9 protein-coding genes, 1 pseudogene and 1 other annotated feature are annotated in these 13,619 nt (G+C 39.5%); of the genes and pseudogenes, 9 read left to right on the top strand and 1 reads right to left on the bottom strand.

Annotated elements, in window-relative coordinates; translation table 11 throughout:
- Positions 1-62: 62 nt before the first annotated feature.
- Positions 63-722, top strand: a complete 660-nt coding sequence (locus ABE41_RS13650) for a DUF421 domain-containing protein (RefSeq protein ID WP_066291306.1) — start codon at positions 63-65, stop codon at positions 720-722.
- 317 nt (positions 723-1,039) lie between these two features.
- Here ABE41_RS13650 and spoVB read toward each other — a convergent pair whose 3' ends face one another.
- A complete protein-coding gene (gene spoVB / locus ABE41_RS13645) occupies positions 1,040-2,590 on the bottom strand; it encodes a stage V sporulation protein B (protein WP_083207805.1) in 1,551 nt (516 codons plus the stop codon).
- 97 nt (positions 2,591-2,687) lie between these two features.
- Here spoVB and ABE41_RS13640 point away from each other — a divergent pair, with 97 nt between their 5' ends.
- The 8 genes and pseudogenes from ABE41_RS13640 (at position 2,688) to hisS (ending at position 13,605) form a co-directional block, all read left to right on the top strand.
- Positions 2,688-2,939 carry a post-transcriptional regulator gene (locus tag ABE41_RS13640; RefSeq protein WP_066291301.1) on the top strand — a complete coding sequence of 84 codons (252 nt, stop codon included), beginning with the start codon at positions 2,688-2,690 and terminating at the stop codon, positions 2,937-2,939.
- A gap of 516 nt (positions 2,940-3,455) precedes the next feature.
- A pseudogene (secDF, locus tag ABE41_RS13635) lies at positions 3,456-5,670 on the top strand (protein translocase subunit SecDF).
- Positions 5,671-5,742: 72 nt separating this feature from the next.
- On the top strand, positions 5,743-8,094 hold the full coding sequence (recJ, locus tag ABE41_RS13630; RefSeq protein ID WP_066291299.1) for a single-stranded-DNA-specific exonuclease RecJ: 2,352 nt from the start codon (positions 5,743-5,745) through the stop codon (positions 8,092-8,094).
- Positions 8,095-8,114: 20 nt separating this feature from the next.
- Positions 8,115-8,627 carry an adenine phosphoribosyltransferase gene (locus ABE41_RS13625; protein ID WP_066291297.1) on the top strand — a complete coding sequence of 171 codons (513 nt, stop codon included), beginning with the start codon at positions 8,115-8,117 and terminating at the stop codon, positions 8,625-8,627.
- 153 nt (positions 8,628-8,780) lie between these two features.
- Entirely contained in the window at positions 8,781-10,964 is a 2,184-nt protein-coding gene (locus ABE41_RS13620) for a RelA/SpoT family protein (RefSeq protein ID WP_066291296.1), read from the top strand.
- A 25-nt stretch (positions 10,965-10,989) separates the two neighbouring features.
- Positions 10,990-11,433 (top strand): D-aminoacyl-tRNA deacylase, encoded by a 444-nt coding sequence (dtd, locus tag ABE41_RS13615; protein ID WP_066291293.1) that lies wholly within the window; start codon positions 10,990-10,992, stop codon positions 11,431-11,433.
- A 68-nt stretch (positions 11,434-11,501) separates the two neighbouring features.
- Positions 11,502-11,675, top strand: coding sequence for a hypothetical protein (locus ABE41_RS21265; RefSeq protein ID WP_171978763.1), 174 nt, complete (start codon positions 11,502-11,504; stop codon positions 11,673-11,675).
- A gap of 45 nt (positions 11,676-11,720) precedes the next feature.
- Positions 11,721-11,951: a binding site (T-box leader), on the top strand.
- A 385-nt stretch (positions 11,952-12,336) separates the two neighbouring features.
- Positions 12,337-13,605, top strand: coding sequence for a histidine--tRNA ligase (gene hisS, locus ABE41_RS13610; RefSeq protein ID WP_066291291.1), 1,269 nt, complete (start codon positions 12,337-12,339; stop codon positions 13,603-13,605).
- Positions 13,606-13,619 lie beyond the last annotated feature (14 nt).

Raw genomic sequence — 13,619 nt, 5'->3', positions numbered from 1 at the left:
ATCATGATTTTTAATATCTGTGCCACACTAACAAAGAAAATAATATGGAAGGAGGGGAATTTATGGAGTTATATACGATTATCTTTAGGACGCTTTTTATATATTTCATGATTGTTGTCGTATTTCGTATGATGGGTAAACGAGAAATAGGAAAATTATCAGTTATTGACTTTGTAGTCTCGATAATGATTGCGGAACTTGCTGTAATTTCTATTGAGGATCCAAAGATTCCAATGATAAATTCCCTTATTTCCATATTTGTCTTGCTGGGGATTCAGCTTATTCTGGCAATCATTTCAATGAAGAGCCGAAAAATGAGAGAACTTGTGGACGGAAAACCATCTGTCATTATTAAAGAAGGAAAAGTAGACGAACAAGAAATGCGAAAACAGCGATATAATTTCGATGATCTGTTAACGCAATTACGGGAAAATAATATTAGAAGCCTGAATGAAGTAGAATTTGGCGTGTTAGAAACGACAGGTAAATTATCCGTCATTAAAAAGAATGAGGATACGGAAAGAAGTCCTTTACAGATGATACTTCCACTTGTCCTGGACGGAAAAGTATTAGAAGACAACTTGGAAAAAGTTGATAAAACGGCGTTTTGGCTAAGGCAGGAACTTAAGAAAGCTGGATTTAAAGATATAAAAGGTATTTCATTTTGTACCTTAAATGAAGATGGTTCTTTATACGTCGATGAAAAGAATGAAAAAAAATAGACTGTTTTCGCAATCATTGTTGCGCTTGAAAGTGGTTGATTTCCGTTTCAGATGCTCCCTTTCCGCGGGGCGTGCGGTGAGCCACCTTGTCGCTATGCACCATTAGGAGTATCACCTTCAAGGAAGTATATGTGCTCCTGCGTCTGCAAGGAAATCTCGACGAAGTTTGTTCCTCGCCGCATTCCTTGCGAGAAGTATACTCAGGTGACTGACACGCAGGAGTCTCGCATCTTACACTCCTATCAACTTGTCAATGAAGAGGATTCACTAAATGACCTGAGTGCAAAAATCTGTGAGAAACAGCAAAATTGGCTGTTTTAAACCCACCTTTTAATAACAGGAATATGCTTAAGATCATCTTTACCTAAAAGCCTAAAGAAGATGAGTGTGAATAAATAAATTCCGCAAGTAGCTATAACGCATATTGCGAGCCCTTGGACAGGAGGGAACTTCGGCATCATGAAGCGGTATAGATAGACTGCACCTGCTCCTGTAATAAATATTGAAAACAGAGAATACGCAAAGTCCTTAACTACAACCGTATAACTTATCGCTTTAATAACGGTAGCAAAATGAAGCAATGTTACTACAACAATGCTAATGACAATAGCCAACGCAGCACCCATTATGCCGAATTCAGGACGGGTGGCAAGTGCAAAAATAGCTGAGAGCTTTACTAAAGCACCAATTAGGCTGTTAATCATAGCGGATCTTGCAAGATCTAGTGCTTGAAGAACGGCTTGAAGAGGTCCTTGAAAATAAAGAAAAAAGAAAAAAGGTGTCATGATTTTTACATATGAAGCAGATGCCGGAGAATTGTACATTAAATCCATGATCGGCACCGCAAAAACATATAAGATAACAACTGCAATACCACCAGAGAGCATTGACAATTTTAATGCCTGATTCAGTCTATGCTCGATAAGATGGTATTTTTTTTGTGCGTTCGCTTCACTTATTGCAGGGACTAAAGAAACAGAAAGCGAATAGGTTATAAACGTTGGCAAAAATAATAAAGGGATAACGTAACCTGCCAGCTCGCCATATTGTGCAGTTGCGACAGCAGTAGTAACACCTGCGATCGCTAAACTATTAGCAACAACGATAGGTTCAAAAAAGTATGAGACCGATCCGATCAGTTGACTTCCTGTTGTAGGAAGTGCGATATTCAATAAATCCTTTAGTGTCTGATGACCTTGTTTTAATTGTTTGAAAAAACCTTTTCGGATACGCATCTTCTTCTTAATCTTAAACATGGAAAACATGTATAGAAGAGAAGCAAGTTCGCCAATGATGACGGATATCATAGCTCCAGCTGCAGCGAAATGTACACCGTATGGCAGGAACAATCCTGTAAGCAGCGCTACCAGTGCGATTCTTACAACTTGTTCAATTACTTGTGAATAAGCGGATGGCCGCATATTCTGAAGACCCTGAAAATACCCACGCAAAACGGATGAAACCGCAACAACTGGAACAACGGGTGCAATAGCAAGTAATGGCCATATCGTTCGATCGTCTGTAAAAAAGTGCTCGGCTAATAATGGAGCAGCAATAAATAACCCTATTGTAATAACAAAGCTTAACACTCCTGTTATCGCTAAAGAAACGATTAAAATTTTTCTTACTTTTGATCGATCTCCTGTTGCGTCGGCTTCAGCGACTAGCTTAGAGATAGCGATCGGAAGCCCTAGCCGTGTCAGCGTGACAGCAAGCAAAAAAGTCGGGACCGCCATCATGTAGAGTCCGACACCTTCGTGTCCCATTACCCTGGCCATTACAATCCGGTTCACGAATCCGAGAATTCGCGTAATAAGTCCAGCTAAAATAAGCAATAATGTTCCTTGAACGAGTGTTTGTTTGGTCATTGTAACCTGTCCTTTCTGGGACAATCTCATATTTAACTATATGCACGATAAGTGAACCGTCATGACAGCTTGTTTCATATTGAAGGGGGAAGCGAATATGGAAAATATACATTTTACGGAATGGAAAGACGAAGTCCGGCCTGCAGTTAAAAGTAAAAAAGAGGAATTTCATTATATGGGTTATGAAAGTGTTACAGAGGAAGAAATTTGGAATTGTGTTTTGGCCAGATTGAAGAAAAAGAAAGAAGAACCTCGGCTGCATACACTAGTGGACTATATTTTGTCTCTTTCACTAAATGATTTTATGACTTGGCTGACAATCCAGTCCTATAAAGAGGACGTAAAGTAATAAAAGGGGCTTTCTAAAAGTAAGGTAAACTTCCTTTTGGCAGCCCAATTTTTTATTTTTACAAAATAAAAATATATAAATTCTCGGATTCCAGCTATCTTATAAAGATTTTTAGGTCAAATTATCCTCATTGAATAAATACCTCATCTCTCTAAAGATTGGTGCTTTTGAGGTATTTTTCATTCTCTTCTTTGACAAGTTGATTGGAGCGCAAGGTGCGAGACTCTGGCGGGATCAGCGGGACAGGTGAGACTCCTAAGGGCGCATAGCGCAGAGGAGGCTCACCGCACGCCCCGCGGAAAGCGAGCATCCTGGAGCGGAAATCAACTACTTACAAGAGCAACAGAGGCATGACCTAAAAAGTTATGCTTCTAGCCATCCATTTTTTGTTTTATTTATGAATATTCCCAGGACAAATTGACAGAAAAAAACAACAATCGCTATAATGGGAAGGATTAGTATTTGTACTTATACATAGTGTTGTTTTTTGATGCAGCATGAAGGAGGTTTCTTGAAGTGGTAAAACGGAGTAAGATTGTTATCTTTTTTGTGGTGCTTCTTATGTTTGCAGCACTTATAGGACTAACAACAGAAAAGATTGTAAAGGGAACAAAGCTCGGACTGGACCTTCAAGGCGGGTTTGAAGTGCTTTATGAAGTAAAACCAGTCAAAAAAGGTCAAAAGGTTACAGAAGATACGTTAAAGAGTACTGTCGAAGCATTAAACAGCCGTATCAATGTCCTTGGAGTTTCAGAACCTGAAATTCAAATTGAGGGTGATAATCGGATTCGGGTCCAGCTGGCTGGTGTTTCTGATCAGAACAAAGCCCGTGAACTGTTGTCTACACAAGCTGAATTAACATTTCGTGATGTAGATGATAAAGTGCTCCTAGATGGTTCCGATCTCAAAGGGAACGGAGCAAAACAAACATTTGAGCCTAATAGCAATAAGCCAATCGTTTCCTTAAAGCTTAAAGATGCTGATAAATTTGCTCAAGTAACAGAAGAAATCCTAAACCGTCAGCCGCAAGGAGAGAACCGCTTAGTCATCTGGCTGGATTATGAAAAAGGCGATTCATTTAAAGATGAAGTTCAAAAAGAGATGGCAGGAAAAGAGCCAAAATATATTTCTGCTCCTTATGTTAATGAAGTTCTAACTCAGGAAGATGTTACGATAACAGGTGAATTTTCAGTTGAAGAAGCACAGAGTCTTGCTAAGATTTTAAACGCTGGTGCACTTCCTGTTAAACTTGATGAGATCTATTCCACGTCTGTTGGTGCTAAATTTGGAGAAAAGGCATTGGATGAAACAATCTTTGCAGGCTTTATCGGTATAGCTGCTATCTTCTTGTTCATGCTGATTTTCTATCGCGTACCAGGAATTATTGCAGTATTAACATTAACCATTTATATCTACTTGATTTTAGCTATCTTCTATTTGATGAATGGGGTATTAACTCTGCCAGGTATCGCCGCTCTTATCTTGGGTGTAGGTATGGCTGTTGATGCAAATATCATCACATATGAACGAATTAAGGAAGAGTTAAGAAGCGGAAAATCAGTTTTAAGTGCCTTTAAAGCTGGTAACCGCCGTTCGTTTACAACCATTTTTGATGCGAATATTACAACAATACTTGCAGCAGCTGTGTTATTTGCATATGGGACAAGTTCAGTAAAAGGATTTGCTTTAGTATTAATCATTTCTGTACTGGCAAGTTTTATCACTGCTGTATTCGGAACAAGACTGTTCCTTGGTTTATGGGTACAGTCACGTTTAATGGATAAAAAGCCAGGTTTGTTCGGTGTAAAGGAGAGTGACATCCGTGAGCTTTAATTACGACTTTGTAAAAAACAGAAACCTTTACTTTATTATCTCTGCTCTCCTGACTGTTGCGGGAATTATCTTTTTGTTAACAATTGGTCTGAAACTTGGAATTGATTTTGAAAGCGGATCGCGTGTAAACATTCAAGCAAATGAGACACTTACAAACGAAAGTGTAGAAGAAGAGTTTAAGTCATTGGGTATTGAACCTGAATCCGTTGTGCTTGCAGGAAAGAATGATCAAGCCAATGTTGCTTTTAAAGGCGTTTTATCAAAAGAAGAAATTGCAAAACTGAATACACATTTTGAAGAAAAATACGGAGAGACACCAAGTGTCAGCACCGTTACGCCGACAGTCGGGCGTGAACTTGCTCAAAATGCGCTAATCGCTGTGTTGATTGCATCAGTAGGTATTATCATTTACGTTGCTTTCCGATTTGAGTGGTCGATGGCAATATCAGCAGTAACTGCATTGCTTCATGATGCATTCATGATAATAGCAGTGTTCAGCATCCTTCGACTTGAGGTGGATTTGCCGTTTATTGCCGCTGTATTGACAATCGTAGGTTATTCCATTAACGATACGATCGTAACGTTTGACCGTATACGTGAGAACATGCGACTTGAAAAAGTTAAAACACAAGAAAAGCTTGCTGAGATAGTAAACAGAAGTATTCGCGAAACGCTAGGCCGTTCAATAAATACTGTTCTAACAGTTGTTATTGCAGCCGTAGCATTATTGATATTCGGTGCGGATTCAATACGGAATTTCTCAATTGCACTATTGATTGGATTAACATTTGGTGCTTACTCCTCAATTTTTATTGCTTCACAACTTTGGTATGTTTTAAAGGCACGTCAATTGAAAAATAAAAAGACGCGTCCTGTTGAAGCGGAACCAGAAATCTAAATTAAATATCGATTCATAAATTGTCACCTCTTATCCTGTTTTGTATAATGAATAGGTTAAGAGGTGATTTTTATGCTGGAGCCAAGAACGAGGTGGAAGATTCAAGAAACTTCGGAAGAAAAGGCAAAATGGTTGTCGCAAGAATTGGATATTCCTCTATTGATTGCAAATCTATTAGCGATACGAGGAATAGATTCTTTAGAGAAAGCTCAAGCTTTTTTAAAAATAGATACAAATCAATTTCATGATCCATTTTTATTAGATGGCATGAAAGAGAGTGTTGATCGGATACATAAAGCGGTTGAATCGAATGAAAAGATTCTTATTTTTGGTGACTATGATGCAGACGGAGTAAGCAGTACAACGGTTATGTATTATGCACTTAAAGAATTAGATGCAGATTTCGATTATTATATTCCAAACCGGTTCACTGAAGGCTATGGTCCAAATGAGCCAGCGTTAAGAAAAGCGAAGGAAGACGGATATACACTTGTGGTTACAGTGGATACTGGAATTTCAGCTGTTCATGAAGCAGCAGTTGCAAAAGAGATTGGGCTTGATTTCATTATTACTGACCATCACGAGGCCCCGCCTGTACTGCCAGACGCCTATAGCATCATCAACCCTAAAAAACCTGGATGTACATATCCATTTTCTGGTCTTGCAGGTGTTGGCGTTGCGTTTAAAGTAGCTCATGCATTACATGGAAACCCGCCAATGCACTTGCTAGATTATGCTTGTATAGGAACAATTGCAGATCTTGTTCCTTTGGTAGATGAAAATAGAATCATAGCTAAGCTTGGAATAGAAGCTTTATCAAAAACAGACAAAATAGGCTTGCAGGAACTTTTAAAAGTTGCAGGGCTTTATGAAAAAGAATTAACAGCAGAAGATGTTGGTTTTGCTGTTGGTCCTCGAGTGAATGCTGCAGGCAGACTCGGATCAGCGATGCCGGTAGTTGAATTGTTTACTTCAAATGACCGTGAGCAATCAGCCATGCTCGCTGAAGAGATCGATTCTGTTAATAAAGAACGCCAGGCGATCGTAAATGAAATAACGAAAGAAGCAATTGCCATGGTAGAAGAGCGTTTTCCTCCTGAAGAGAATGAAGTGCTTGTTCTTGCGAAAGAAGGCTGGAATCCAGGGGTAATCGGTATTGTTGCTTCGCGTCTAGTAGAAAAATTTTACCGGCCGACCATCGTGTTGTGTTTAGACCAGGAAAAAGGAACGGCAAAAGGGTCAGCACGAAGCATACAAGGCTTTGATATGTTTGAAAATCTTTCTGAGTCCCGCGACATCCTTCCTCACTTTGGAGGACATCCGATGGCAGCAGGTATGACATTGGCACTTGATGATGTTGGCATTCTCAGAGAGCGGTTAGTAAAGCAGGCGAAAGAAATTCTAAAACCAGAAGATTTCTTGCCAGTGACGATGATCGACCTAACAGCTTCTTTAAATGAGATTTCTTTAGATACGGTGGAAATGCTTAGTACGCTGGCTCCTTTTGGTATTGGAAATCCTTCACCGCGGGTGCTTATTGATCAAGTGCCGATCCGGGAGATGAAAAAAATAGGAAGTCAGTCTAACCATCTGAAATTACAAGTTGGAAATGGCGAGATGTCTGTCCTGGATTGTATCGGATTTCAAAAAGGCAATTTACTTGATGAGATGACGCCTTACTCCATACTTTCACTTGTTGGTCAAATACAGCTTAATGAATGGAACGGATATAGAAAACCTCAAATGCTGCTGGAAGATCTTTCGGTTTCACATTTTCAGCTGTTTGATTATCGCGGTTTAAAAGATGCAGGAAAAAGGCTGAAGGATCTTCCAAAAGCAAAAACACAATATATAACATTTAACGATAATACTCTGACAGAACTGGGATTGGAGAGCTTGTCTTCGCAAACAATAAATGGAAAAGAATTAGCAGAACTCCCAAATGACAGTTTTCAAAATAAGTATATTGTCTTTTTAGATGTTCCTTACTCACTTGCGGAGTTTGCTGAAATACTTGAAAAAAAAGGTGAACCTGCTAGGATCTATGCCGTTTTTCACCAAAGCACAGATCACTTTTTTACAACATTGCCGACAAGAGAGCATTTTAAATGGTACTACGGTTTCTTGGCTAAAAGAAAAAAATTCGATGTTCAGAAAGATGGTACAGAACTGGCAAGATGGAAAGGCTGGTCTAAAAAAACAATAGATTTTATGTCACAGGTGTTTTTTGAGCTGGATTTTGTTACAATAGACGATGGTGTAATTACAATAAATAGTGAACCAGGTAAAAGAGAACTTGATAGCTCTGAAACTTATCAGAAAAAGTTTGAACAGGCAGATATAGAAAATCGGCTCGTTTATTCTTCCTATCATTCATTAAAAAGCTGGTTTGCAGAACAAGCTCGGCCAAAGGCGAGTTTGTAATTTTCAGGAGGCAAAGATTCATGGATTATAAGCCGTATATTTCAGTAGTAAATGATTTTCCGATCGAAGGTATTCGCTTCAAAGATATTACATCTCTTATGTCAGATGGAGCTGTATATAAAAAAGCGATGGACGATATTGCAGAATATGCAAAAGAAAAAAATGTTGATGTTATTGTCGGACCTGAAGCACGAGGATTTATTGTAGGCTGTCCAGTGGCATACACGCTTGGATTAGGATTTGTTCCAGTTCGTAAAGAAGGCAAGCTTCCGCGTGAAGTGATCAAAGTTGATTATGGCCTGGAGTATGGCAAGGATGTGCTTACCATGCATAAGGATGCTATCAAGCCAGGACAAAAAGTTTTAATCACTGACGACTTGCTGGCAACTGGCGGAACGATCGAAGCAACGATCAAGCTTGTTGAAGAGCTTGGCGGAATTGTTGCAGGGATTGCATTCATGATTGAATTAACATATTTAGATGGCCGCAGCAAGCTTAATGGTTATGATATTTTCACATTAACCCAATACTAAGGTTAAAGAGAAAGAGCACTAGTTTTGTGCTCTTTTTTACATTCCTGTCACAAAAATTGCCCATTCATTCGACAAATTTCGTTTTTCGCTTTACATGAGGGTTCAATTTAACGATAATAGAAGCAATATACAATGACAACGTAAGGTGATTCCATGACGATTGAGCAAGTGTTGCATAAAGCGGAAAGCTATCTGTCTAAAGACGATATCGCTTTTATAACAAAGGCTTATGAATACGCAAAAAGTGCGCACGAAGGACAATTCCGTAAATCCGGAGAGCCGTATATCCACCATCCTGTTGAAGTAGCGGGTATTCTGGTGAACCTGCAAATGGATCCTGTAACTGTAGCAGCAGGGTTTCTTCATGATGTTGTTGAGGACACGTCCATCACATTAAAGGACATTTCTAATCAATTTAACGAAGAAGTGGCAATGCTGGTTGATGGTGTTACAAAACTTAAAAAGATTAAGTTTAAGTCCAAAGAAGAGCAGCAAGCAGAGAATCATAGAAAAATGTTTGTTGCGATGGCACAGGATATACGCTGTATTTTAATTAAGCTCGCTGACCGGCTTCATAACATGCGTACGCTAAAACATATGCCAAAAGAAAAACAGATACAAAAAGCGAACGAAACTTTGGAAATCTTCGCTCCGCTCGCTCATCGTCTAGGTATTTCGACGATTAAGTGGGAGTTAGAAGATGTTTCTTTGAGATACCTAAATCCTCAGCAATATTATAGGATTGTAAACTTGATGCAGCAAAAACGGGCTGAGCGTGAAGAGTATGTTCAGCAAGTTATGGACGAGATGAAATCCAAGCTGAAGGAAGTCCAGATTACCGTTGATATTTCTGGAAGACCGAAGCACATATACAGCATTTATAGAAAGATGGCGAAGCAAGGTAAACAGTTTAATGAGATCTATGATCTTCTCGCTGTTCGGATTATCGTGCAGAATATTAAAGACTGCTATGCGGCACTGGGTATTATTCATACATGCTACAAGCCGATGCCTGGACGATTTAAAGATTATATAGCAATGCCTAAAGCAAATATGTATCAGTCATTGCATACAACTGTAATCGGACCTAAAGGCGATCCTCTGGAAGTTCAGATCCGTACTTCAGATATGCATCGTGTAGCAGAATACGGGATTGCTGCACACTGGGCTTATAAAGAGGGAGCTACAAAGGCTCCTGTTAGCTCTTTTGAAAATAAACTGACTTGGTTCCGTGAAATTTTAGAATGGCAGAACGATGTTGTTGATGCAGAAGAGTTTATGGAATCGTTAAAAGTGGACCTATTCTCAGACATGGTCTTTGTTTTCACCCCTAAAGGGGATGTTTATGAACTGCCGTCTGGGTCTGTACCGATTGACTTTGCTTACCGCATTCATACCGAGATCGGAAACAGGTGTATTGGTGCAAAAGTAAACGGAAAGATGGTTACACTTGATTACCGCTTGAAAACCGGAGATATTATTGAGATTTTAACGAGCAAACATTCCTACGGTCCCAGCCAGGATTGGCTTAAGATTACGCAAAGTTCTCATGCGAAGAATAAGATCCGCCAATGGTTTAAACGTGAGAAAAGAGAAGAAAACGTAGCTAAAGGGAAAGAGCTTGTTGAAAAAGAAATCAAGAACCGCGGCTATGATTTAAAAGAAATTTTCACAACTGAAAACCTGCAATATGTAGCTCAAAAATATAACTTTGCAGGCGAGGAAGATATGTACGCTGCTGTCGGCTATAATGGCATTACTGCAGCACAAATCGCTACGCGTTTAACCGATAAAGTCAGACGTAAAAAAGAGCAGGATCCTGATAATTCCGAACTCATGGACGCAATCAGGGATTCCGCAGATAAGCCCGAAGTAAAACGAAGAACTGACTCAGGTATCGTTGTTAAAGGCATCGATAACATGCTGATTCGTCTATCTAAATGCTGTAATCCGGTACCGGGTGATGATATTGTCGGATATATAACAAAAGGACGCGGCGTTTCTGTCCATCGAGAAGATTGTGTCAACGTCCACAATGAAGATGCCCAAGTCCGATTGCTTCCTGTTGAATGGGAAGGCAATCTCGAACAGCCGAAGAATTATAATGTTGACATTGAGATTAATGGATTCGACAGACGCGGCCTGCTTAATGAGGTCCTTCATGCTGTTGCTGAAACAAAGACAAACATTACAGCTGTAAGCGGAAAATCTGACCGAAATAAGATGGCAACAATCAGTATGTCAATTTCAATTCACAATGTTAGTCATCTGCAAAAAGTAGTTGAACGTATTAAGCGGATCCCTGACATTTATGCAGTAAGGCGTATTATGCAATAGGTAGGTATAGGGAAGTGACTTCAAAATGAAAATAGTACTTCAGCGAGCCAAAAATGCAGCTGTTTCTGTAGATGCTGAAATAAAAGGGCAAATAGACAGAGGTTTGATGCTTTTAGTAGGCGTCACACATGAAGATACAGAAAAAGACGCTGATTATTTAGCTGAAAAAATTATTAATTTGCGGATCTTTGAAGATGAAAACGGCAAGATGAATTTGTCATTAAAAGATACAGAAGGCAGTATCCTCTCGATCTCACAATTTACGTTATATGGGGATACGAAAAAAGGCAGAAGACCGAATTTCATGGAAGCTGCTAAGCCGGACCATGCTAAACAGATTTATGATTATTTCAACGAAAAGATAAAGACATTAGGAGTTCATGTCCAAACGGGTGTTTTTGGTGCGATGATGGATGTCGAATTCACCAATGACGGTCCAGTGACCCTAATCATGGATTCTAGAGTTTAGGAAAAAGAAATGAATGAAACCTTCGCCTTGATGGACAGACTAACCAAAAAAGGCGGAGGAATTTTTTTATGAGACAGAATCGCAAGGGCATTGAAGGAGTATCACAATGGAAACAGGTAAGTTTTCATGATTTTATTTCTTTAGAAAAATCGGCAAACAATATGGAGCTTGCTGAAGAATTCGGGTTGGACCTTTATCAGGTCAATCAGCTAAAGAAAAAAATAAAACGAGAAAACTATTGACATATAGCCCTTTTGAAAAGTATGATAATCTACAATTCCAAAATGATAAAACTGATGACGAAGAAAAGTATCTTTACCCCATAGGGTTAGAGAGGGAATGCCTCGGCTGAAAGCATTTCTCCCTGATGATAAAGTGAAAGACACTTCATAGGTTTTAATTCGAACGGTTAGTTTAAACCTCAGTAGAGTTACACGTGGGCAATCGTTACTTGCATAATGAGGAAGCTTTTTTTGGCTTCGAAGCAGGGTGGCACCGCGGGAACTCCCGTCCCTTATGAAATCGTTGATTTCATGAGGGATGGGAGTTTTTTTATTTGGCTCTTATCTAAAAGATTGTTTTTTTGGATATTTTTTATATCTTCCTTGACAAGTTGACTGGAGTGCAAGCTGCGTGCCTACCACATGAGAAGCTTTTCGCTAGGCATGCGACGAGGAAGCTCACATCGGTAGCATTTACTTGTAGACGCAGGAGCAAGAATACTTCCCTGAAGCGGACAGGTGAGACTCCTAATGGCGCAAAGCGCAAGGATGCTCACCGCCCGCCCCGCGGAAAGCGAGCATCCTGGAACGGAAGTCAACCACTTCCAAGAGCAACAAAGTTTGCGAAAACAGCCTTTTATTTTTAATTAATTTTAATTAACATTCGGGAGGATGAAACGAAATGAGTATTAATATTCCAAGGGGAACGAAGGATATTCTCCCAGGAGAAGTAGAAAAGTGGCAGATCATTGAAGGAAAAGCGAAAGAAGTATCTGCAAGATTTAATTATAAAGAAATCCGCACACCTGTTTTTGAGCATACTGATTTGTTTCAAAGAGGAGTTGGGGATTCAACAGATATCGTACAAAAAGAAATGTATACGTTCACGGACAGAGGAGAAAGAAGCTTAACTCTTCGTCCAGAAGGAACGGCACCAGTTACACGATCTTACGTTGAAAATAAGATGTTCGGACTTCCAGGCCAGCCTGTAAAGCTTTATTACATCCAGCCGATGTTCCGCTATGAAAGACCACAGGCAGGACGCTACCGCCAGTTCGTCCAATTTGGGATTGAGGCAATGGGTTCAGCTGATCCAGCGATAGACGCAGAGGTTATTTCCCTCGCTATGACGGTTTATCAAGAACTCGGATTGAAGAAACTTCGATTAGTGATCAATACACTTGGTGATGCAGAGAGCAGAAAGGCTCATAAAGATGCATTAATTGCACACTTTGAACCAAGAATTGAAGAGTTTTGTTCTGATTGTCAAAACCGTTTAACAAAAAATCCGCTTCGTATTCTTGACTGCAAAAAGGACCGTGATCACGACCTTATGAAGACGGCACCTTCTATTTTAGAGTATTTAAATGAAGAATCTAAAAACTATTTTGATCAAGTAAAAACATCATTAGATGATATGAACATTCAATATGTTATCGATCCAACACTAGTAAGGGGTCTAGATTACTACAATCACACAGCATTTGAAATTATGAGTGAAGCCGAGGGCTTTGGTGCAATTACAACTTTGAGCGGCGGCGGAAGATACAATGGTCTTGTTGAAGACTTAGGCGGCCCTGCAACGCCAAGTATCGGTTTCGCGATGAGTCTTGAACGTCTTCTCTTAGCGCTTGAGGCTGAAGGTATCACATTAGAAACTGAGGAAGACCTTGATTGTTATGTTGTTGCACTGGGAGACGAGGCAAAGAAAAAGTCAATTTCTATCTTAAATGACCTTCGAAATGCTGGAATAAAAAGTGATAAAGATTACTTAGATAAAAAAATGAAAGCACAGTTTAAAGCAGCGGATCGTTTAAAAGCTAGATTTGTTGCCATTTTAGGGGAAGAGGAACTATCTAAAGGAATTATCAACGTGAAGAATATGGAATCCGGGGAACAAAAAGAGGTTCGTATAGAAGAATTGAGCACTTTTGTTAAGCAAGGAAAATAAGGAGGATACATCTT

It is taken from the genome of Fictibacillus arsenicus, assembly GCF_001642935.1.
GTDB classification, from domain to species: Bacteria; Bacillota; Bacilli; order Bacillales; family Fictibacillaceae; genus Fictibacillus; species Fictibacillus arsenicus_B.
The sequence above is the reverse complement of the archived record's forward strand: the minus strand, read 5'-3'. Positions and strand labels throughout refer to the sequence as shown.